The following is a 21,199-nucleotide window of genomic DNA, read 5'->3' on the forward strand; positions in this document are numbered from 1 at the left end:
CGAGCGGGCACAGCTGGGGACCTCTAAGGTTGGTAGTTCTTACCGATTCGAGATTTGTGAGGGGCTCGCCGTGGGCATCAAGGTCGCTCTGGAACATCGAACAAGTTACTCGTTCGACCGCACCGTCCAAGTGTTTCCGCACGAGATCCGGCTGCGGCCTGCGCCGCATTCTCGGACACCCATCGAAGCGTATTCGCTGAAGATCGAACCTGCCGAACATTTCGTGAATTGGCAGCAGGACGTATTCGGAAACTTTTTGGCACGCGTCGTTTTTCCGGAACGAACCGACCACATGTCGATCACTGTCGGGCTCGTCGCCGACATGGCCGTCATCAACCCGCTCGATTTCTTCGTCGAGGACTGGGCGGAGCATTTCGGTTTTCGGTACGACAAGGCCGACCTGCCGGATCTGGAGCCGTATCTGCGGCCCGTCGACGAGGACGAAGAAGGAAGTGGCCCAGGGCCGGTCGTGTCCACCTGGGTGGAAAAGCTGGAGGCGGCGGTACGCGAACGCGGGGACACACTGCGCACCATCGATTTTCTGGTGATGGCGAATCAAGCCGTCCTCGGCGACGTCGGTTACTCGGTGCGGATGGAACCGGGTGTGCAGAGCCCGGACCACACGTTGACCACGGCGGTCGGTTCGTGTCGAGACTCGGCGTGGTTGCTGGTATCCGTTCTGCGCCAGATGGGATTGGCCGCGCGGTTCGTCTCCGGGTACCTCGTGCAACTCGCGTCCGACGTGAAGTCTCTCGACGGTCCGTCCGGGCCTGCAGCCGACTTCACCGACCTCCACGCATGGACAGAGGTCTACCTCCCTGGTGCAGGGTGGGTCGGGATGGACCCGACCTCCGGATTGTTCGCGGGCGAAGGCCACATCCCACTGTCCGCGACACCCCACCCGTCCACGGCGGCAGCCATTTCCGGCGCCACGAGCAAGTGCACTGCAGAGCTGGACTTCTCCAACACCGTGGTTCGGGTACACGAGGACCCACGCACGACGTTGCCGTACACCCGAGAACAGTGGGACGCCATCCGGCGGACCGCATCGACGCTCGATGCGCGAATGAGTGCGCAGGACATTCGATTGACGGTGGGAGGTGAGCCGACGTTCGTCGCCATCGAGAATCAGGATGCGCCCGAATGGAACACCACCGCCGACGGCCCGCACAAACGCATATTGGCCAGCGCACTCGCCGAGCGTCTGCGCAGCATCTACGCACCCGACGGGTTGGTCCAACGCAGCCAGGGCAAGTGGTACCCCGGTGAGCCTCTGCCGAGGTGGCAGGTCGGTCTGTATTGGCGGACCGATGGTGAATCGCTGTGGAGCGATTCCGATCTCATCGCCGATCCGTGGCTTCCCGCCGACGAGCGGCCCGCCGATGTCGACAACTCTGCGTCGCGGGCTCTGGTGGAAAAACTGGTGGAAGGCCTGGGGTTACCGGCCGAGCAGGCACGACCGGCGTTCGAGGATCCGTTGGTGCGGCTGCTCGACTACGTCCGGCAGCCGTACGGTGATCCACCCGTCGACGCCGACATCGAACCCGGCACCGACACCCCGGACGCCCGTGCGGCGTTGCTGGCGAAGCTCGAGTCCAGTACCGACGAACCAGCGGCGTTCGTTCTGCCCATCGGCAGGACGCCCGACGGAACGGGGTGGCGCAGCGCCGATTGGACTCTCCGCCGTGGTCGCATCGTGCTTCTGGAGGGCGACTCGCCTGCAGGCTTGCGGCTTCCGCTCAGTGCCATCTCGTGGACCGGTGGTCCGCCGGAGAATCCGTCGGACCCGACCGACCGCAAGGATCCGTTGCCCGCGCGTCAGATGACGCAGCGCCCGCCTCGGCCCGTCGACCCGGCCGAGGCGCGATACGCGCGACTCGCACAGGCGAACGAGTCGAATCGGGGCGTCGTCGGCGGCAACGGCGTGACGGCGCTCGTCGCCGAAGTGCGGGAGGGCGTCCTGCACGTGTTCATGCCTCCCGTGGACCGGTTGGAGGACTTCGTCGATCTGGTGGCTCGGGTGGAGGACGCCGCGTCGGCGATCGAGACTCCCGTCGTCATCGAGGGCTACGGGCCTCCGTCGGACCCACGCGTGCAGACATTGACCGTCACCCCCGATCCCGGCGTCATCGAGGTGAACGTTCAGCCGTCGTCGTCCTGGGCGGAACAGAACGAGCTGATGGAGACGCTGTACCGCGAAGCACGCCGATCACGGCTGAGCACGGAAGGATTCGACAACGACGGCACGACGCGGGGGACCGGCGGCGGAAACCACATCACTCTGGGCGGCGTCACACCGTCGGATTCGCCGATTCTGCGCCGGCCGGACCTCCTGGTGTCGCTCCTGACCCACTGGCAGCGGCACCCGTCGTTGTCGTATCTGTTCTCGGGTCGCTTCATCGGAACGACGTCGCAGGCGCCGCGCGCCGACGAAGGCCGCGAAGAGGCGCTGTACGAACTGGAGGTCGCATTCAGCGAAATCCGAAGGTTGACGGGGTCGGACCGAACGGCATCGCCGTGGGTGGTGGATCGCGCGCTTCGCCACCTCCTGACCGATATCACCGGGAACACTCATCGTGCGGAGTTCTGCATCGACAAGCTCTACAGCCCGGACAGCACACGCGGGCGGTTGGGTCTGCTGGAACTGCGCGGATTCGAGATGCCGCCGCACCACCAGATGGCGATGGTGCAGTCACTGCTCGTGCGGTCGATGGTGTCGAGGTTCTGGGACACGCCGCTCGACGCACCGCTGATTCGGCACGGGTCGAACCTGCACGGCCGATACATGTTGCCGCACTTCGTGATCAGCGACATCGGCCGAGTCGCGGAGGACCTGCGAGAGCACGATATCGAATTCGACACCAGCTGGTTGGACCCCTTCACCGAATTCCGGTTCCCGCGGCTGGGGACCACCGTGATCGGTGATGCGGAATTGGAACTGCGCGGCGCGATCGAGCCGTGGAACACACTCGGTGAGGAGTCGACGTCGTCCGGCACCGCACGGTACGTCGACTCGTCCGTCGAGCGACTTCAGGTGAAGATCGCCGGCGCGGACGAGGGCAGATACATGGTCACGTGCAACGGCGTTCCGGTGCCGATGCTGCGAACCGAACGGCAGGACGTTCAGGTCGCCGGCGTCCGCTACCGCGCGTGGCAGCCACCGAGTGCACTGCACCCGACCATCGAGGTACAGAGTCCACTTCGGTTCGACCTCGTGGAAAAGCAAACGGGACGAGCAGTCGGTGGCTGCACGTACCACGTGGTCCACCCAGGTGGACGGTCGTACGACGGGCCGCCGGTGAACTCCGTCGAGGCCGAGGCGCGTCGCAACGGTCGTTTCGAGGAGGGTGGGTTCACCTCCGGCAAGGTGGACGTAGCAAGATTGCTCGAGTTGCAGGCGCGCCAATCGATCGACGTGACGGCGCCTGGGATGCTCGATCTCCGGCGTACGGGTGTCTACGCCGGCTAGTGGCCCGCGTGGCCACCCGCGACGCCCGACGGAAGGAATGACGACTCGATGGTGCCCGTGGATGCGACACCGAGCAGCGCGGCCCCGGTCGGCTCGTCGTCCGGTTCGTCGACAACGCCAGTTCAGCCCGGTTCGGCGGACGAGTTCGGTTCGATGGAAGCGATCGAGGCCTATCGGACCCGTCGACGTGAGCTTCCGGGAACGGAGGGACGGTACGACGAACTGCTGAGCGACGCCGGCGGCGAAGAACATACGCACGTTGCGGGTCTTCGGCGGCAGTGGTCGGAACTGATCGCCGGTCTCGACCGGGCCGGTCGCGGAGGCGAACGCGCTCTGCAGAATCGAGTTCGCAGTCTCGTCGACGAACACGGGATCACGTACAACCCAGTTTCGGTCGGCGGTTCCGAGGCCCTCACGACTCCGGTCAGGTGGGGCCTCGACGGGATTCCCCTTGTGCTGGCCGCAGGGGACTGGGACGTTCTCGAAGCCGGTCTGATTCAGCGTGCACGTCTGCTCGATGCGGTTCTCACCGATCTCTACGGCGACATGCGCACAGTCACCGGCGGGGTGATTCCTCCACAATTGGTGTTCGGCGACCCGGGGTACGTCCGCGAGGCGCACGGCATCACCGTTCCCGGTCCACGGCAGCTTTTCTTCCACGCAGCCGACGTAGGTAGGGCGTCCGACGGCCGGTTCCGAGTGATCGCCGATCGGACCCAAGCGCCTTCGGGAATCGGGTATGCGCTCGCGGATCGACGTGTGATGTCGCGAGCGACGCCCGAGCTGTTCCAGGACACGAATCCGCGCCCGTTGTCGACGTTCGCTCGCGCTGTCCGGTCTGCGCTCATCGACGCGGCTCCGGCGGCGGCCGAGGACCCCGTCGTCGTGGTTCTCAGTCCTGGATCGCACTCGGAGACTGCCTTCGACCAGGCATATCTCGCGACTGTACTCGGATTCCCGTTGGTGGAGAACGCGGATTTGGTGGTGCGCGACGGATGCTTGTGGATGCGCTCGCTCGGCAAACTTCGTCGGGTGGACGTCGTATTGCGGCGCGTCGACGCCGAATTCACCGACCCGTTGGATCTGCGCCCCGATTCACGGTTGGGTGTCGTGGGTCTGGTGGAGGTTCTGCGTCGCGGTGCGGTCACGGTAGTCAACACTCTCGGCAGTGGCGTGCTCGAGAATCCGGCACTTCCTTCCCTTCTGCCCGCGCTGAGTCGTGCGTTGCTCGACGAGGACCTGCTGCTCGAGTCGACGCCGTCGATCTGGGGAGGCGAGCATCACGGAGTCTCGCGCCTGACGGCGGGCGTTCGCTCGATGATCTTCCGGTCGGTGACTACTCGCGAAACCGTCGTCGGCCACGACCTGACCGATGTCGCTGCGGCCGAATTCGTCGAACGCCTGCGCGCACAGCCGTGGGCGTGGGCCGGGCAGGAAGTCCCGGAGTTCTCCATCGCGCCCGCAGGGTCGGGTTTCGGCGGCACGATCGGGGCCGCCGAAGTGGGGATGAGGCTGTTCAGCGTCGCCCAGCGCACCGGGTACACGCCGATGACGGGCGGCCTGGGTCAGGTCCTCGTCACGTCGCCGGTGGCAGACCCCCTGATCACCGTGGCGTCGAAGGACGTGTGGGTGCGTTCTGCCGAGCGGGTGACGACGGCAGATTCGGCTGCCCACACGCCGCCCGCCTCGGTGGAGGAGCTTCCGCAATACGCGGCGACGGAGAACGTCGACGTGGTCAGTTCGCCTCGTGTGCTCGGTGATCTCTTCTGGTTCGGTCGCTACAGCGAACGCGCCGAGGACATGACACGCCTGTTGATCGCGGCGCGCGAACGACACCAGGATTACCGCTCGATGCCGTGGCTCGACGGCAGTGACAGCCTGCCGATCCTGCTGCAGGCCGTGACCAAGGTGTCTCGTACCGGCCCTGGGTTCTTCGACGAGGACGTGTGCGCCGACGCGGTCACCGAGCTTCGGTCTCTGATGCTCGCCGTGGACCGACTCGGCTCGGTCGCGCAGTCGGTGGATCGTCTCCAGCAAGCCGCGAGAGGCGTCAGGGATCAGCTGTCCAACGACACGTGGGCTGTTCTGAGCCGGATCGAGACGGCGCTCGACGATCTGTCGGACGCCGACGGTTCCGACGGTGCGCAACTGGCGGCGTCGCAGTCGTCGGTGCTGCGTGGTCTGCTGTCGCTGTCCGGTCTGGCGTCGGAGTCGATGGTCCGTGACGCGGGCTGGTACCTGATGGACTGCGGCCGACGGATCGAGCGAGGGCTGCAATTGACTGCGCTACTGTCAGCGACGCTGAGCCACGCACTGACACCGTCGACGGAGCAGGCGGTGATCGATTCCGTGCTCAGCGCAGCCGAATCGTCGGTGATCTATCGTCGTCGCAATCGGGGACGTGCGCGCCCCGCTGCAGTCGCTCAATTGCTGTTGTTCGACGAGCACAACCCACGTTCGCTGGTCTACCAATTGGATCGGGTCAAGGACGATCTCGGGGCGCTGCCCGACGCGTCGGGCACGTCACGCGCGGAACAACTCGTCGAACAGATTGCAGTGCGGCTGCGTCGCGTCGACCCGGGCGACCTCGAAAGCGTCGACGCTTCGGGCAGGCGCGTGGACCTCGTCGAACTGGTCGACGGCATCCACGACCAGCTCGAGGAGCTCTCTCGGGTGGTGCTGGCGACGCACATGGTGCTTCCCGGTGGCACGCAGCCGTTGTGGGGGACCGTCCGCGGCAACCGCACGCAGCGTCAGACGACGGGAAGCGGTGACTTCCGATGAGCAGGCAGTATCGAATCCGCCACATCACCACCTACACGTACTCGGATCGCGTGACGTCCTCCTACGGACGGGGATTTCTCGCTCCGCGGGAGTTCGACGGCCAGCGTTGCCTCGAGAAGTCGGTGGAGGTGCAGCCGGCGCCGACGGATCAGTCCTACGGTGTCGACGTGTTCGGCAACGAGGACGTCTACTTCCATGTGACGAGCGACCACGACAAGTTGATCGTCACGGCCGATTCACTCGTGGAGGTCGACGAGCCGTCTCCGAGAGACCTTCGGCTGGGTGCGGCGGAGGCGTGGGAGACAGCGAGACCACTGGCTCCGGGGGAGTACACCGCCTCCGGTGCCCGTGCCTCGGCAGTGGAGTTCGTTCTCGACCTCGACACCCCGGAGGTGACCGACGGGGTCGTGGCGTACGCGGACGCGAGCTTTCCGGCAGGTCGACCGCTCAGGGAGGCGATCGTCGACCTGACGCACCGCATCTTCACCGATTTCACCTACCAGTCCGGGTCGACGACCGTGTCGACGAAGGTTGCCGACGTGCTCGAGGCACGATCGGGAGTGTGCCAGGACTTCGCTCGCCTGGCGATCGCGTGTCTGCGTGCGAAAGGTCTTGCTGCTCGGTACGTGTCCGGTTATCTCGCCACCGAACCCCCACCGGGCAAGGAACGAATGATCGGGGTGGACGCGACCCATGCCTGGGCCGCGGTGTGGACTGGCGCGAGTGGGTGGCTGGCTTTCGATCCGACCAACGACCAACTCGTCGACGAGCGATACACGACGGTGGCATGGGGCCGTGACTACGCCGACGTCCCGCCTCTGCGCGGCGTCATCTACACCGAGGCAGAGGAAAGCAGCATCTCGGTGTCCGTGGACGTGGCTCCGGTCGATTTCCCTGCGTCGTGACGAAATCGGTACGTAGGTTCCTCCAGTAGGTGCCGTCAGGCGCCACAGTCTGTCGGAAGTACCGGGTATCTTGGTACCCGATGACCGCAACATTGGCAGACCCTGTATCCGAGGTGGTGGCCGCCGCTCAGCACTTGCTGACGAGGCGCACCGGCGCACCTGTCAGGCTGGTGGACCCAGTCGATCTCGGAGGCAGTGGTCAAGCAACCGTTCTCCGAGTTCGGGTGGCGGAAAATCCGTTTCAACTACCGCGCACTCTGGTGATCAAGCAGGTCAGGGAAGCGTCGGCGGAATCCGGTTCCGAGGTCGACTCGGCGTCCGATTCTGCGTCCGATTCGGAGTCCGGCGGACACTCCGCTTTTCTTCGTGAGGCTGCGTCGTACCAATTCGCTACTGCGCTGGCCACCGACAGCAGGCCGGGTCCGGACCTGCTTGCCTACGATCTGGGTGCGCGCTTGCTGATTCTCAGCGACCTCGGCGACGCGAGTCCGATCACGGCGTTGTTGAAGCACTCCGACGCAGCGTCGGTCACCAACTCGCTCATGGCCATGGCTCAAGCGCTCGGGCGAATGCATGCTGCAACAGTGGGCCGGGAGGACGATTTCGCGGCACTGTTGCGTCGGGCCGGTGTGCCGAACAGCGCCGACGGTATCTCGGCGCAGATCCCCGACGCTCTCGTCGCCGTCCCCCGGATGCTCGAGGAGGACCTCGGCATCACCGACACTCCGGACGCCGTGCGTGAACGTGTCGAGCGCAGCGGCCGTCTGTTCGCACACGGTGCGTTTCGTGCGTTCAGTCCGTCCGACCTCTGCCCGGACAACATCCTCGTCAACGACGAAGGCGTCCGTTTCCTGGACTACGAGTGGGGCGGCTTCCGCGACGCCACACTGGACATCACGTACGCGCTGGCGTCGTTCCCCGGCTGCCTGTGCCACTTCGAGCTGTCGGCAGACCGGGCGCAGGCCATGATCGACGCGTGGCGTGCAGAGGTCGTCGGCATCTGGCCGCATCTGGCCGACGACGGTGTTCTGGCGTCGAAGATTCTGGACGCACAGCTCATCTGGGTCTGGTTGACGACGTACTGGTTCCTCCCGAACGACCACACGCGTATCGCTGCTGCACGCGCGCATCATCTGTCCGTGCCTCGCTCGGACGCGCTGATCTCGCGGTGGAACGTCCTCGTCGACCAAGCAACTCGGACGGGCGACACCGATGTCGCCGCGTTCGCCCTCCGCGTCGTCACGGCGCTGGAGAGCAAGTGGGATCGCTGATCGGGGAATGAACGCGAGTTTCGGCTCCGGGTTGGACGACAACGACGAACACGGTTTGTTCGACGCGCCGACCGACGAGCCAACCACGACGGGTGAACTGGATTCGGTGCCCGAACAGTCGTTTCAGACGCGTCCGTACACGCCACCCGAGGCGCCCTTGGCGGTGCGCATGCGGCCCGTCACGCTCGACGAGGTCGTCGGCCAGAGTCATCTGCTCAAGCCGGGAGCTCCGCTGCGGCGGCTCGTCGACGGTTCGGGCGCGTCGTCGGTCATGCTCTACGGACCTCCGGGGACGGGCAAGACCACGCTCGCCTCGCTCATCTCGGGTGCGACCGGACGCAAGTTCGAGGCACTGTCCGCGTTGTCGGCCGGCGTGAAGGAGGTCCGTGGGGTCATCGATCTCGCGCGACGTCGACTGACTGCGGGTGAACAGACCGTCCTGTTCATCGACGAGGTGCACCGGTTCTCCAAGACACAGCAGGACGCGTTGCTCGCCGCAGTGGAGAACCGCATCGTGCTTCTGGTCGCCGCGACAACGGAGAATCCCTCGTTCTCGGTGGTGTCGCCGTTGCTGTCGAGGTCGCTCGTGCTGCAGTTGCAGCCTCTGGCGTCGTCGGACATCGAGATGTTGCTGACCCGCGCGGCGAACGATCCACGCGGACTCGACGGTGCCGTGTCCATCGACGAGGACGCGATGGAACATCTTGTCCGGCTCGCTGCAGGCGATGCCCGACGCGCACTGACCGCGCTGGAGGCCGCGGCGGGTGCGGCTACCGGTCCGGTGCTGGATCTGGCGACGGTCGAAGCCAGCGTGGACAAGGCGGCGGTCAGGTACGACCGTGACGGAGATCAGCACTACGATGTCATCAGCGCGTTCATCAAGTCGATTCGTGGTTCCGATGTCGATGCGGCACTGCATTATCTGGCGCGGATGATCACGGCAGGCGAGGATCCTCGGTTCATCGCCAGGCGACTCGTCGTTCACGCAAGCGAGGACGTCGGTATGGCGGACCCCACTGCGCTCCAGACCGCGACGGCCGCAGCGACTGCGGTGCAATTGATCGGTATGCCGGAGGCGCGGCTGGCGCTGGCTCAGGCCACCATTCATCTGGCGACGGCGCCCAAATCGGGAGCAGTGATCGCTGCGCTCGGTGCAGCCATGTCCGACGTCTCGGCAGGCAAGTCCGGGACTGTCCCTCCGCATCTACGTGATGGCCATTACAAGGGCGCCGAGGCGCTCGGCAACGCGGTTGGATACAAGTACCCGCACAACGATCCCGGTGGGGTACTTCGCCAGCAGTACCCACCCGACGAGCTGGTCGGGGTGAACTACTACGAACCCACCGATCATGGAGTCGAACGGGAGATCGGTACACGCGTCGGCAAGCTCCGCAGGATCGTGCGCGGTGGATGACGCGCAGGTCGCGGCGCATGCACGGGCGCCGTGGCTCTCCGGTTAACCTGTACCAGTGCAAACCCATGACATTCGCAGGCGTTTCCTCGACCACTTCGTGAAGGCAGGGCACACCGAAGTGCCCAGTGCCTCGCTCGTGCTCGACGACCCCAACCTGCTGTTCGTCAATGCGGGCATGGTGCAGTTCGTTCCGTACTTCCTCGGTCAGCAGACTCCGCCGTACGCGACGGCCACCAGCGTCCAGAAGTGCGTCCGCACACTGGATATCGAGAACGTCGGGATAACGACGCGCCACAACACCTTCTTCCAGATGGCAGGCAACTTCTCGTTCGGCAACTACTTCAAGCGTGACGCCATCAAGTTCGCGTGGTCGCTGCTGACGGGACGCGTCGAGGACGGTGGCTACGGGTTCGATCCCGAGCGCATCTGGGTGACGGCATACCTCGACGACGACGAGGCCATTGCGCTGTGGAAGGAACTCGCCGGAATTCCGGACGAGCGGATCCAGCGCCGCGGGATGGCGGACAACTACTGGTCGATGGGCATCCCCGGGCCGTGTGGTCCGTGCTCGGAGATCTACTACGACCGTGGGCCCGAGTACGGAGTCGATGGCGGCCCCGAGGCCGACGAGGATCGCTACATCGAGATCTGGAACCTCGTCTTCATGCAGAACGAGCGCGGCCAGGGAATCAGCAAGGACGACTTCGAGATCCTCGGTCCGTTGCCGAAGCAGAACATCGACACCGGTATGGGCGTCGAGCGTGTCGCGTTCCTGCTGCAGGGTGTCGACAACGTGTACGAGACCGATTTGGTGCGTCCGGTCATCGCCAAGGCCGAGGAGCTCAGCGGACGCAAGTACGGCGTCGACCACACCGACGATGTTCGGTTCCGTGTCATCGCGGACCACGCGCGCACGGCAGCACTGCTGATCTCGGACGGCGTCAACCCCGGCAACGACGGACGCGGCTACGTTCTGCGGCGTCTGTTGCGCCGAATCGTGCGGTCCGCACGCCTGCTCGGTGCGCCGGATCAAACGATGGCTCAGTTGATCACCGTCGTCCGTGACACGATGGCCGAGTCGTACCCCGAACTGGTCACCGGGTTCGACCGCATCCTCAATGTCTCGGTCGGCGAGGAGACGGCGTTCCTGAAGACCCTGACGTCGGGGTCCAAGCTGTTCGACACAGCCGCGGAGACGGTCAAGTCCTCGGGCCGGAAGACGATCGGCGGCGCCGAAGCGTTCGCGTTGCACGACACCTACGGATTCCCGATCGACCTGACTCTCGAGATGGCGTCGGAGGCAGGGCTGACCGTCGACGAGGACGGGTTCCGGTCGCTCATGGCCGAGCAGCGTCAACGCGCCAAGGACGACGCTCGGGCCCGCAAGCACGCGCACACCGACCTGTCGGTGTACAAGGATTTCGTCGATCGTGGACCGACCGAGTTCACCGGCTTCGACGAATTGTCCTCCGAGGCGAACGTTCTGGCCTTGATCTCCGGCGGCGTCCGAGTCCCGACGGCTACTGCCGGAGAATCGGTCGAGGTGATCCTCGACCGGAGCCCGCTGTATGCGGAGTCCGGTGGTCAGATCGCGGACATCGGCTCCATCACGGCGCCTGGACTGTCCGTGAAGGTCGACGATGTGCAGAAGATCGCCAAGAAGGTGTGGACGCACAAGGTGACGGTCGAGACAGGGCAGATCACCGAAGGCGATGTGGTGCGCGTGTCCGTCGATCCGGCGTGGCGCAAGGGCGCGACGCAGGGCCACTCGGGTACGCACATGGTGCATGCCGCGCTCCGACAGATTCTGGGCCCCAATGCAACTCAAGCCGGGTCGCTCAACAAGCCAGGATATCTGCGGTTCGACTTCTCGTGGCAGGGTGCACTGACGGAATCGCAGCGAAGCGACATCGAAGCCGTCGCGAACGATGCGATCGGCGCCGACTTCCAGGTCAACACGTCGGTGACGGATCTCGCGAGCGCAAAGGCCATGGGGGCAATGGCACTGTTCGGTGAGAACTACGGCGACGAGGTGCGTGTCGTCGAGATCGGCGGGCCGTTCTCGATGGAGCTGTGCGGCGGCACGCACGTCGAGCATTCCTCGCAGATCGGGCCCGTCACCTTGCTGGGTGAGTCATCGGTCGGGTCGGGTGTGCGCCGCGTGGAGGCATTCGTCGGACTCGACTCGTACCGGTATTTGGCCAAGGAACGTGCACTTCTCGCGGGGGTCGCGTCATCGCTGAAGGTTCCGAGCGAGGAAGTGCCGGCCCGGATCGAGACGCTGGTGGAGAAGCTCCGCGTCGCGGAGAAGGAGCTCGAGGCAGTCAAAGCCGCTGCGGTTCTGTCCTCGGCCGGAGATCTGGCCGTCGGCGCGGAGCGGATCGGCAGCGTTCGAGCGGTCATCTCCCGTGCACCGGACGGTGTGGGCGGAAACGACCTGCGGACCCTCGCAACCGACGTACGCGGCAGGCTGGGCAGCGATCCGGCTGTCGTCGTACTGTTCGGCTCCGTGGACGGCAAGGTCCCGTTCGTCGTCGTCACCAACAAGGCCGCTCAGGACGCAGGCGTGAAGGCCGGAGAGCTCGTCGGCAGCTTCGGTCCGGCGATCGGTGGACGCGGTGGCGGAAAAGCCGATTCCGCGCAGGGCTCCGGATCCGATCCGGACGGCATCGCCCAGGCTCTGGTGGCCGTCCGTGCCCGCATCGCCGAAGCAGTCGACGCCTGATCGTGAGTGAATCCACAGCCCGATCCGGCACTGGTCGGACGCCGGATCGGCCAGGGTTCGACGACCCGGGACCCGGCAGACGGCTCGGCATCGACGTCGGCAGTGTTCGTATCGGGGTCGCGTCGAGCGACCCGGGGTGCGTACTGGCCACACCGGTGGAGACCGTCGCCAGATCCAAGGCCAAGGGCGCCGACGCGTCCGATGTCGCTCGTGTCGTCGAGCTCGCCCGCGAGTACGACGTCGTCGAGATCGTCGTCGGGTTGCCGCGGACCTTGCGCGGCGAGAGCGGCTCGGCCGTGAAGGCGGCTCAGGGTTTCGCTCGCGTGCTCGCACGGCACATACCGGACGTTCCGATCCGCATGGCCGACGAACGCCTCACTACGGTGACCGCGTCGCGTGCGCTGCGCGAGAGCGGCGTTCGAGCGAAAGCTCAACGCGGAGTGATCGATCAGGCTGCGGCTGTCGCGATCCTCCAGGGATGGTTGGACGAACGTTCGGCGCATCTCGCTCGGCAAGAACACCCAATTTCCACCCCGTCGGAAGAGCAGAGTCGCATCCCGGAGGTCGGCGAGTGAACTACAGGCAGCACGAGGACGAGGCCCACACCGACCCGATCGGCTACCCGACAGGGGAGGGCAGCGAGTTCCACCGCGCCGTACACGAGGGCGCTGCCCCCAGGGGCGTGCCGCGGGAGGTCGGCCGGAGCAGGGCGCTTACCAGGCACGCACGCAAAGCCGGTAGTCGGCGCAAGCGTGGTCGCATCGTCGGGGCCACACTCGGCCTCATTCTGATTCTCGTGCTCGCAGGCGGAGGTTACTTCGTGTACGACAAGTTCTCCGGCGGCGCCGTCGTCGCGGAGGACTACCCGGCCGGCTCCCGAGGTGACTCCGTCGTCGTCCGGGTCCACCCCGGTGACACGGCGCAGCAGATCGGCGGCGAGGCCGTCGCCAAGGGCGTCGTCGCCAGCGAGGGCGCGTTCATGGGCGCCGCAGTCCAGAACTCCGCAATGGCATCGGTGCAGCCGGGCTACTACCTGCTACCCAGCAACGTGCCGGCATCCGAAGCCGTCGCCACTCTGGTGGACCCGGCGTCGCGCGTCGGAAGTCTGGTGATCTCCGAGGGACGTCAGCTGCACGATTCACGTGACGTCAACACCGACGCGGTCAAGAAGGGCATCTACACGCTGTTGTCCGAGGCCAGCTGCGTCGACGCGACGGGAAGCGGAACCCCGACGTGCATCTCCTACGAGGACTTCAACGCCGCGGGTGGCGTCGACGACCCGACTGCGCTCGGGGTCCCGGCGTGGGCGACCGATCAGGTACGCGGGGTGCCCGATCGTGACCGTCAGCTCGAAGGCTTGATCGCGGCAGGCAGCTGGGACATCGATCCCACCGCCACGCCGGGCGAGATCCTGAATCAACTCGTGTCCGAGAGCGCCACGACGTACGAGAGCACCGGAATCCTGACCGCCGGAACCAATTCCGGCCTCGACCCTTACCAGACGCTGGTCGCCGCATCCCTCGTCGAACGTGAGTCGCTGCCTGCGGACTTCAGCAAGGTTGCACGTGTGATCATCAACCGACTGGCCGAGCCCCAGAAGTTGGAGTTCGACTCGACGGTGAACTACGCGCTCGACACCACCGAGGTCGCGACGACCGATCTCGACCGAGCGACCGTCACTCCGTGGAACACCTACGCCATGGAAGGGCTTCCGGCGACTCCGATCGCCGCGCCGAGTGTCGCGGCAGTCGAGGCGGTCGAAGCGCCCGCCGACGGTGACTGGCTGTACTTCGTCACCATCAACGCTGCAGGTGACACCCTGTTCACACGCAGCTACGACGAGCACCTCGCGAACATCGGACTGGTCGAGGACGGGTTCCTCGAGAGCGGTCGCTGACCGGTGCACGCCGCGGTTCTGGGGAGCCCTATCGGGCACTCGAAATCTCCGCTTCTCCACCGTGCCGCGTACGACGCGCTCGGGTTGACCGACTGGACGTACGAGAAGATCGAATGCACGGGCGAGCAGCTTCCCGGACTCGTCGACGGGCTCGCCTCGGACTGGATCGGTCTGTCGGTGACGATGCCGGGCAAGGTCGCCGCCCTCACCTACGCCGACGAACGCACAGAACGTGCCGTGCTCGCTGGATCGGCCAACACTCTCGTTCGTGTCGACGGGCACTGGCGAGCGGACTGCACCGATGTCGACGGAGTGCTCGGCGCGCTGCGAGAAGCCGGGACCCTCGATCTGACGGGGACGGCCGTCACCGTCGTCGGAGCAGGTGGCACGTCGAGGCCGGCGATCGTCGCCTTGGCCGAATTGGGTGCGGTGTCCGTCACCGTCGTCGCACGGTCGCGCGAGAGGGCACAGGACACACTCGACTGTGCGGTGGCGTCGGGAGTCCGCGCGAATTTTCTGGCCGTCGACGATCCGAAACTCGCCGACACTGCGGCCGCCTCGTCGGTCCTGGTCAGTACCGTCCCGGCGAACGGCGCTGCACCTTACGCGCGTGCGATGGCGCAGGCTCCCGTCGTGCTCGACGCGATCTACGACCCGTGGCCGACCCCGCTGGCCGACGCAGTCCGCGGCGCAGGCGGCACGGTCGTCTCCGGTCTGGCCATGCTGCTGAACCAGGCGTACGGGCAGGTCGAGCAATTCACCGGCATGCCCGCACCCAAGGAAGAGATGCGCGCAGCGCTCGTCGCGCCGTAGCGCCCTCGTCCGAACGGTGTGCACGTGATCCACAGGGCGTCGGTTGTGCACAGGGCGTCGGTTGTGCACAGGGCAATGTCCGAGCAGGGATGTTGCGTCGGCTCCGTGGTGTGCCCGGTCCAGAGTGATGCCCGTGACGTGGTGTGCTTTGTTCGTCCTGTGGTGCGTGGGGTCCAGCGCGGTCGACCTCGCGACTCGTAGGCTCCCGAACCTCCTTACCGGTGTCGGGGCAGTCGGGCTGATCGGATGGACGCTCACCGGTGACGAGTACGGGGCGACGGTCGCAGGCGCCGGTGCCTTGTTCGGGTGCTATCTGGCGGTGCATCTGGCGGTGCCACGCGCGTTCGGTGCCGGTGACGTCAAGTTGGCGTTCACGGTCGGAGGCGTTGCCGGGCAGTTCGGTATGGACGCATGGGCCATGGCGGCCGTGACGGCGCCGCTGCTCACCGGGGCGGCAGGGATAGCCTGTGTCCTTGCTGGACGACGTCATCTCGCGGTACCCCACGGCCCGGCGATGTGCGCGGCGACCCTGCTGGCGATCACCGTGGCCCCGACGTGAAAAGATGGGCGCTGTGCTGCGCTGGATAACTGCCGGAGAATCCCACGGTCCCGCTCTCGTATCCATTCTCGAAGGAATGGTGGCGGGTGTCGAGGTGAACTCCGAGGACATTGCCACTCAACTCGCTCGTCGCCGTCTCGGGTACGGCCGAGGTGCGCGGATGAAGTTCGAGGCGGACAAGGTCACCATCACCGGTGGTGTGCGGCACGGTCGCACCCTCGGTGGTCCCATCGCCATCGAGGTGGGCAACACGGAGTGGCCGAAGTGGGAGCAGGTCATGTCGGCCGATCCCATCGATCAGAGCGTGCTGTCCGACCTCGCACGCAACACACCGCTGACACGCCCGCGGCCGGGCCACGCCGACTACTCCGGCATGCTCAAGTACGGATTCGACGACGCCCGCCCGGTCCTTGAGCGCGCGAGTGCGCGCGAGACCGCGGCCCGCGTCGCGATCGGCACCGTCGCCCGTCGATTCCTGAAGCAGGCCTTCGGTGTCGACGTCGTCTCGCACGTCGTCTCCATCGGTGCATCCGACCCTTACGTCGGCCCGCCGCCGCACGGTGACGACCTCGACGCCATCGACGCAAGTCCGGTGCGGGCGTTCGACAAGGCGGCCGAGGAATCGATGATCGCCGAGATCGAAGCAGCCAAGCGAGACGGCGACACCCTCGGCGGCATCGTCGAGGTCGTCGTGCACGGGTTGCCCGTGGGTCTCGGGTCGTTCGTCAGTGGCGAGAGGCGGCTCGACGCGCGACTCGCCGCCGCGCTCATGGGGATTCAGGCCATCAAAGGTGTCGAGGTCGGCGACGGATTCGAGACTGCCCGACGACGCGGCAGCGCCGCGCACGACGAGATGACACCCGGGCCCGACGGCATTCTCCGTTCCACCAACCGGGCCGGTGGCCTCGAGGGCGGCATGACCAACGGTGAAGCCATCCGCGTCCGTGCGGCGATGAAGCCCATCTCCACGGTGCCTCGTGCTCTCGCGACGGTCGACATGAGCACCGGCGACGAAGCCGTTGCCATTCACCAGCGTTCCGACGTGTGCGCCGTGCCCGCCGCGGGGGTCGTCGCCGAGACCATGGTGGCTCTCGTCGTCGCGCAGGCAGCGTTGGAGAAGTTCGGTGGAGATTCGTTGGCGGAGACGGTCAGCAACGTCGATCATTACGTGAAGGGCACAGCTGCCCGACCTCCGCGATGACTCCGTACGCGGTGCTGGTCGGCCCGCCCGGCGCCGGCAAGTCCACGATCGGTCGACGGGTCGCCGCGGCGCTCGAGCTCGAGCTCCTGGACACCGACGTGGCCATCGAACGGACCACGGGGCGCACGATCGCGGACATCTTCTCGCAGGATGGGGAACCGGCCTTCCGGAGCATCGAGGAGACCGTCGTCGCGGAGGCACTGGCGACGCACTCCGGCGTCGTCTCCCTCGGAGGTGGTTCGGTGTTGTCCGAACGGACCAGAGCACTTCTGGCGCCGTTGCCTGTCGTGTACCTCGAGATCAGTGTCGCCGAGGGTTTGCGACGCACCGGCGCCAACACCGCTCGGCCTCTGTTGGCCGGGCCCGATCCCCGCGCGAAATACCAGCATCTGATGCGGACACGACGACCTCTCTACCGCGGAGTCGCGTCCATACGTGTACGCACCGACGGTCGAAGTCCGGCGCGGGTCGTCGGACAGGTCGTCTCCAAACTGACCCAGTACCACGAGCAGAAAAGTGTGAGGTGACCGATATGACCGAACCTGTGCGCGTCATGGTCGAAACGGCTGCTCCCTACCCGGTGATCATCGGACGGGGATTGTTGAACGATCTGGTCGACGAACTCGCCGGTGTGGCGACCGTTGCCATCTTCCATCAACCTCCTCTGGCCGAGACCGCCGAAGTGGTACGCGAATCGTTGGCGGCGAAGGGAATCGATGCTCACCGCATCGAGATTCCCGATGCCGAGGACGGTAAGGAGCTGGCCGTGGCCGGCTTCTGCTGGGAGGTTCTCGGGCGCATCGGACTGACGAGATCCGACGCCGTGGTGAGCCTCGGCGGCGGTGCGGCCACAGATCTGGCGGGTTTCGTCGCCGCGACCTGGATGCGCGGCGTGAAGATCGTCCACGTCCCGACGACTCTGCTTGCGATGGTCGACGCTGCCGTCGGCGGCAAGACGGGCATCAACACCGATGCGGGCAAGAACCTCGTCGGGTCGTTCCACGAGCCGTCGGCGGTCCTGGTCGACCTGGCCACCCTCGAAACGGTTCCGCGCAACGAGATAGTGGCGGGTCTCGCCGAGGTCATCAAGACTGGCTTCATCGCCGACCCGGTGATCCTCGACCTGATCGAGGCCGACCCGGAGGCCGCGCTCGACCCGTCGGGCGCCGTGTTGCCCGAGCTGATTCGGCGTTCCGTCGAGGTGAAAGCACGTGTGGTGGCCGCGGACCTCAAGGAGTCCAACCTGCGCGAGATCCTCAATTACGGACACACACTCGGCCATGCGATCGAGCGTCGTGAACGGTATCGCTGGCGCCACGGCGCAGCTGTCGCAGTGGGCCTGGTGTTCGCAGCCGAACTGGGCCGGCTCGCGGGCCGTCTGGACGACGCGACCGCGGACCGTCATCGCAGTGTGCTCGAATCGGTGGGACTTCCCGTGGGGTACGACGGCGACGCATTCGGCGACCTGCTCAAGGGAATGCAGTCCGACAAGAAGAACCGTGCGGGGCTGCTGCGTTTCGTCGTGCTCGACGGGTTGGCCAAGCCTGGTCGTCTGGAAGGCCCGGACCCGTCCTTGCTGGTGGCGGCCTACTCGGCCATCGCGAAGGACAACTCGGGTTCGTCGTCTACCGGCGTCCTGCTCTGACCCTCCTGCACTGGCCACCCGCACCGACCACTGTGGGCATGCGTGCACGTGCACGCATGCCCACAGGCCGTTGCCCGGGTACTACTTGTCCTTCTCGACCGCCGGGAATACCTCGGTGTCGGAATTGTCACCCGACCACTGCGTTTGATCGCGATCGGACTGATCGCGACCGGACTGATCGCGACCGGACTGATGCCGTCCGGACTGCTGAGAAGCGCCCGCGGTGCTGTCCACCGGATGGCGGTCGTGACGTTCCTTGGCGTGCTCCGCGTCCGCGGCCGCGAGTTTCTTGTTGGCTTCTCGTCCTGCCAGAAGCCGGCCCAGGAAGACCGCGATGGTGGCAGGGATGAAGATGACCAGCACCGTGAACGCGGCACCGGAGGTCAATTCGAAGAAGAGGGTGTTCTGGCCGACGCTGAAGTCGACGATGAGCTGGACCAGCCAGGTCACCAGGCCCGCAGCCAGGCCGCCCAAGGCCGCGGCCTTGAGCCAGACCATGGTCAGGTCCTCGCCGTAATCCGGATCAGGGTTCTTCCGTCGGTCCCGTATACCGTCCAACCCCGCCCAGACGACGACGGCGATCAACACGACCGCGATGCCCAGCCATCGGAGTTGCGATCCGTGCAGCGGCCACTGAGTCACAGTGACGCCGAGAACAATTCGCACCCCCACGTTGATCAAGCACATGCCGATTCCGCGTACCACCCACCCTGTCATGGGGGACAGCCTAGCCCTACGCACCAGTAGGTGTGTCCGACCCCACAGAACTGTCCGGCGGTAGTTTGTAGGAATGCCTGTAGATCACAGCGGCAGACGCGCCGCTCTCCGGCGAAGCATGGAAGCGAACGATCTCGAATCCCTGCTCGTCACCGACCTTCTCAACATCCGCTACCTCACCGGGTTCACCGGGTCCAACGCCGCGCTGATCGTGTCGGTTCACGATTCGCCGGGCCGCGAGGACAACACGGTCGTCTGCACGGACGGGCGTTACGTGACCCAGGTCGCCGATCAGGTGCCGGATCTGCGAGCCGTGATCGACCGTGCGTCCGCGTCGTACCTCCTCGGCGGCGAACTCGCGCCCAGGAACGCACCGATCGGGTTCGAATCCCACGTCGTCACCGTCGACCAGCATCGGGCGTGGACGGGCCTCGACTCCGCCCTGAATCTCGTTCGTAGTCCCGGTCTGGTGGAGGACCTGCGGATGGTCAAGGACGAGTACGAGGTGGGCCTGCTGCGCGATGCATGCCGGGCAGCCGACGACGCGTTCGCGGTGCTGCTGGGGCGTGGATCCGTCGCTGCTGGACGTACCGAACTCGAGGTTGCCCGAGAACTGGAATCGCTGATGGTCGAGCACGGAGCCGACGGGATCTCGTTCGAGACCATCGTGGCTGCCGGGCCCAACTCCGCCGTTCCGCATCACCGTCCGACCCCGGCGGTTCTGGCGGCCGGTGACTTCGTGAAGTTCGACTTCGGAGCACTGGTCGGTGGCTACCACTCGGACATGACGCGCACAGTCGTCCTCGGCGCTCCGCAGGACTGGCAGAAGGATCTGTACGCGTTGGTGTTGCAGTCCCAGACGGCAGGCAGGGACGCTCTCGCACCCGGTGTGAGCACGGCGTCCGTCGACGCTGCGTCGCGTTCGGTGATCGAGGACGCCGGTTACGGCGAGTTCTTCCTCCACGGGCTCGGCCACGGCGTCGGACTGGAAATCCACGAAGCGCCGGGAATTGCCCGCACCAGCACCGGTACACTGCTGAGCGGTGCAGCTGTGACCGTCGAGCCGGGAGTGTATTTCTCGGGACGCGGTGGCGTCCGGATCGAAGACACGCTCATCGTCCGTGACGGCGGTCCCGAGCTGCTGACCATGACCAGCAAGGAACTTACTCTCGTGTGACGCACGGCAGTTCCTGAACACGAGAAACACGAGGAGACGTAAGAGCCAGTGGCTTCCACAAGCGATTTCAAGAACGGTCTTGTCCTCAGCATCGAGAACCAGCTGTGGTCGATCATCGAGTTCCAGCACGTCAAGCCGGGCAAGGGCCCCGCGTTCGTGCGCACCAAGCTCAAGAACGTCCTGTCGGGCAAGGTCGTCGACAAGACCTTCAACGCGGGCGTCAAGGTGGACACCGCGACCGTCGACCGCCGCGACATGACGTACCTGTACCACGACGGTTCGGACTTCGTGTTCATGGACGGCGACACGTTCGACCAGATCTCCATCAGCGAGGCCACCGTCGGCGAGAGTTCGCGTTTCCTCCTGGAGAACATGAAGGTCCAGGTCGCGACGCACGAGGGCGCACCGCTGTACGTCGAGCTGCCCGTCACGGTCGAGCTCGAGGTCAAGCACACCGATCCCGGCCTCCAGGGAGATCGCTCCACCGGCGGCACCAAGCCCGCCACCCTCGAGACCGGTGCCGAGGTGTCGGTTCCGCTGTTCGTCAACACCGGCGACAAGCTGAAGATCGATTCGCGTGACGGCAACTACCTCGGGCGTGTGAATTCCTGACGTGTCGTCG

16 protein-coding genes are annotated in these 21,199 nt (G+C 65.8%); 15 read left to right on the forward strand and 1 reads right to left on the reverse strand.

Annotated elements, in window-relative coordinates:
* Positions 1 to 70: 70 nt before the first annotated feature.
* From ACFULT_RS15325 to aroB, 13 genes are all read left to right on the forward strand, one after another.
* On the forward strand, positions 71 to 3,469 hold the full coding sequence (locus tag ACFULT_RS15325; RefSeq protein ID WP_378481827.1) for a DUF2126 domain-containing protein: 3,399 nt from the start codon (positions 71 to 73) through the stop codon (positions 3,467 to 3,469).
* 48 nt (positions 3,470 to 3,517) lie between these two features.
* On the forward strand, positions 3,518 to 6,253 hold the full coding sequence (locus ACFULT_RS15330) for a circularly permuted type 2 ATP-grasp protein (RefSeq protein WP_378481828.1): 2,736 nt from the start codon (positions 3,518 to 3,520) through the stop codon (positions 6,251 to 6,253).
* Positions 6,250 to 7,158, forward strand: coding sequence for a transglutaminase family protein (locus ACFULT_RS15335; RefSeq protein ID WP_037113131.1), 909 nt, complete (start codon positions 6,250 to 6,252; stop codon positions 7,156 to 7,158). The genes ACFULT_RS15330 and ACFULT_RS15335 overlap by 4 nt, the downstream gene beginning before the upstream one ends.
* A gap of 80 nt (positions 7,159 to 7,238) precedes the next feature.
* The gene (locus ACFULT_RS15340) at positions 7,239 to 8,429 is read left to right on the forward strand and encodes a kinase (RefSeq protein ID WP_094721695.1); all 1,191 of its coding nucleotides are present in this window, start codon (positions 7,239 to 7,241) and stop codon (positions 8,427 to 8,429) included.
* Positions 8,430 to 8,436: 7 nt separating this feature from the next.
* Entirely contained in the window at positions 8,437 to 9,843 is a 1,407-nt protein-coding gene (locus tag ACFULT_RS15345; RefSeq protein WP_037113134.1) for a replication-associated recombination protein A, read from the forward strand.
* Between the two features lie 55 nt (positions 9,844 to 9,898).
* Complete coding sequence (alaS, locus tag ACFULT_RS15350; protein WP_378481829.1) at positions 9,899 to 12,568, forward strand: alanine--tRNA ligase; 2,670 nt, start codon at positions 9,899 to 9,901, stop codon at positions 12,566 to 12,568.
* A gap of 2 nt (positions 12,569 to 12,570) precedes the next feature.
* Positions 12,571 to 13,143 carry a Holliday junction resolvase RuvX gene (ruvX, locus tag ACFULT_RS15355; protein ID WP_094721693.1) on the forward strand — a complete coding sequence of 191 codons (573 nt, stop codon included), beginning with the start codon at positions 12,571 to 12,573 and terminating at the stop codon, positions 13,141 to 13,143.
* On the forward strand, positions 13,140 to 14,465 hold the full coding sequence (gene mltG, locus ACFULT_RS15360) for an endolytic transglycosylase MltG (RefSeq protein WP_378481830.1): 1,326 nt from the start codon (positions 13,140 to 13,142) through the stop codon (positions 14,463 to 14,465). Before ruvX ends, mltG begins: the two co-directional genes overlap by 4 nt.
* A 3-nt stretch (positions 14,466 to 14,468) precedes the next feature.
* Positions 14,469 to 15,278, forward strand: a complete 810-nt coding sequence (locus ACFULT_RS15365) for a shikimate dehydrogenase (protein ID WP_037113139.1) — start codon at positions 14,469 to 14,471, stop codon at positions 15,276 to 15,278.
* Between the two features lie 127 nt (positions 15,279 to 15,405).
* Positions 15,406 to 15,837 carry a prepilin peptidase gene (locus ACFULT_RS15370; RefSeq protein ID WP_378481831.1) on the forward strand — a complete coding sequence of 144 codons (432 nt, stop codon included), beginning with the start codon at positions 15,406 to 15,408 and terminating at the stop codon, positions 15,835 to 15,837.
* A gap of 13 nt (positions 15,838 to 15,850) precedes the next feature.
* Complete coding sequence (gene aroC, locus ACFULT_RS15375; RefSeq protein WP_037113412.1) at positions 15,851 to 17,038, forward strand: chorismate synthase; 1,188 nt, start codon at positions 15,851 to 15,853, stop codon at positions 17,036 to 17,038.
* Positions 17,035 to 17,565, forward strand: coding sequence for a shikimate kinase (locus tag ACFULT_RS15380; RefSeq protein ID WP_019666396.1), 531 nt, complete (start codon positions 17,035 to 17,037; stop codon positions 17,563 to 17,565). The genes aroC and ACFULT_RS15380 overlap by 4 nt, the downstream gene beginning before the upstream one ends.
* A 5-nt stretch (positions 17,566 to 17,570) precedes the next feature.
* Positions 17,571 to 18,683, forward strand: coding sequence for a 3-dehydroquinate synthase (gene aroB, locus ACFULT_RS15385; protein ID WP_378481832.1), 1,113 nt, complete (start codon positions 17,571 to 17,573; stop codon positions 18,681 to 18,683).
* 81 nt (positions 18,684 to 18,764) lie between these two features.
* Here the strand turns inward: aroB and ACFULT_RS15390 are convergent, their stop codons facing one another.
* The gene (locus ACFULT_RS15390; protein ID WP_378481833.1) at positions 18,765 to 19,400 is read right to left on the reverse strand and encodes a B-4DMT family transporter; all 636 of its coding nucleotides are present in this window, start codon (positions 19,398 to 19,400) and stop codon (positions 18,765 to 18,767) included.
* A gap of 73 nt (positions 19,401 to 19,473) precedes the next feature.
* On the opposite strand from ACFULT_RS15390, the gene ACFULT_RS15395 reads away from it, so the two are divergent.
* Positions 19,474 to 20,577: a Xaa-Pro peptidase family protein gene (locus tag ACFULT_RS15395; protein WP_094721691.1), complete on the forward strand. Its 1,104-nt coding sequence runs from the start codon at positions 19,474 to 19,476 to the stop codon at positions 20,575 to 20,577.
* Positions 20,578 to 20,625: 48 nt separating this feature from the next.
* Positions 20,626 to 21,189, forward strand: a complete 564-nt coding sequence (gene efp, locus ACFULT_RS15400) for an elongation factor P (RefSeq protein ID WP_019666392.1) — start codon at positions 20,626 to 20,628, stop codon at positions 21,187 to 21,189.
* Positions 21,190 to 21,199: the final 10 nt, after the last annotated feature.

This window comes from Rhodococcus sp. NPDC057297, assembly GCF_042667435.1.
In the GTDB taxonomy this organism is placed as follows: domain Bacteria; phylum Actinomycetota; class Actinomycetes; order Mycobacteriales; family Mycobacteriaceae; genus Rhodococcoides.

Excerpts from the sequence above, each read along its gene's own strand:
- ACFULT_RS15345 (WP_037113134.1), top strand. The coding sequence starts at position 8,437 with ATGAACGCGAGTTTCGGCTCCGGGTTGGACGACAACGACGAACACGGT.
- ACFULT_RS15335 (WP_037113131.1), top strand. The coding sequence starts at position 6,250 with ATGAGCAGGCAGTATCGAATCCGCCACATCACCACCTACACGTACTCG.
- ACFULT_RS15370 (WP_378481831.1), top strand. The coding sequence starts at position 15,406 with ATGCCCGTGACGTGGTGTGCTTTGTTCGTCCTGTGGTGCGTGGGGTCC.
- ACFULT_RS15380 (WP_019666396.1), top strand. The coding sequence starts at position 17,035 with ATGACTCCGTACGCGGTGCTGGTCGGCCCGCCCGGCGCCGGCAAGTCC.
- aroB (WP_378481832.1), top strand. The coding sequence starts at position 17,571 with ATGACCGAACCTGTGCGCGTCATGGTCGAAACGGCTGCTCCCTACCCG.
- ACFULT_RS15395 (WP_094721691.1), top strand. The coding sequence starts at position 19,474 with ATGCCTGTAGATCACAGCGGCAGACGCGCCGCTCTCCGGCGAAGCATG.
- ACFULT_RS15340 (WP_094721695.1), top strand. The coding sequence starts at position 7,239 with ATGACCGCAACATTGGCAGACCCTGTATCCGAGGTGGTGGCCGCCGCT.
- ACFULT_RS15390 (WP_378481833.1), bottom strand. The coding sequence starts at position 19,400 with ATGACAGGGTGGGTGGTACGCGGAATCGGCATGTGCTTGATCAACGTG.
- ACFULT_RS15330 (WP_378481828.1), top strand. The coding sequence starts at position 3,518 with ATGGTGCCCGTGGATGCGACACCGAGCAGCGCGGCCCCGGTCGGCTCG.